Below are 308 nucleotides of genomic sequence, written 5' to 3'. Positions count from 1 at the left end.
GACCGCACGCCCAATCCCAGCCGCGAGGAGGTGGTCGAGGCGCTGTCCGGCAACATCTGCCGCTGCACCGGCTACGAACCGATCATCCAGGCAGTGCTGACGGCGGCACGCGCCAGCTCGCAGAACGCCGCCTGAGGGGATCGCCATGGAACTGCGCAAGGACTATTTCGCCGATGTCCGCAAGGACGGCCTCAACGAAATCGGCCAGCCGCGGCCACGCCTCGATTCGCCGGGACACGTCACCGGCAAGACCGCCTATTTCGCCGACCGGAACTTCCCGGGCATGCTGCATCTGAAGATGGTGCGCA

1 protein-coding gene and 1 pseudogene are annotated in these 308 nt (G+C 66.2%); both read left to right on the top strand.

Translation table 11 applies throughout. The features are described 5' to 3' along the window. A partial coding sequence (locus EN852_RS38510; RefSeq protein WP_246694574.1) for a 2Fe-2S iron-sulfur cluster-binding protein occupies positions 1-135 on the top strand: 135 nt, incomplete at its 5' end. A gap of 10 nt (positions 136-145) precedes the next feature. Further along, positions 146-308 (top strand): annotated as a pseudogene (locus tag EN852_RS42940) (xanthine dehydrogenase family protein molybdopterin-binding subunit); the annotation flags it as partial.

The organism is Mesorhizobium sp. M2E.F.Ca.ET.209.01.1.1, from assembly GCF_004010375.2.
Taxonomy (GTDB): Bacteria; Pseudomonadota; Alphaproteobacteria; order Rhizobiales; family Rhizobiaceae; genus Mesorhizobium.
Note: the sequence above shows the minus strand (reverse complement) of the source record. Positions and strands in the feature narration are given on the sequence as shown.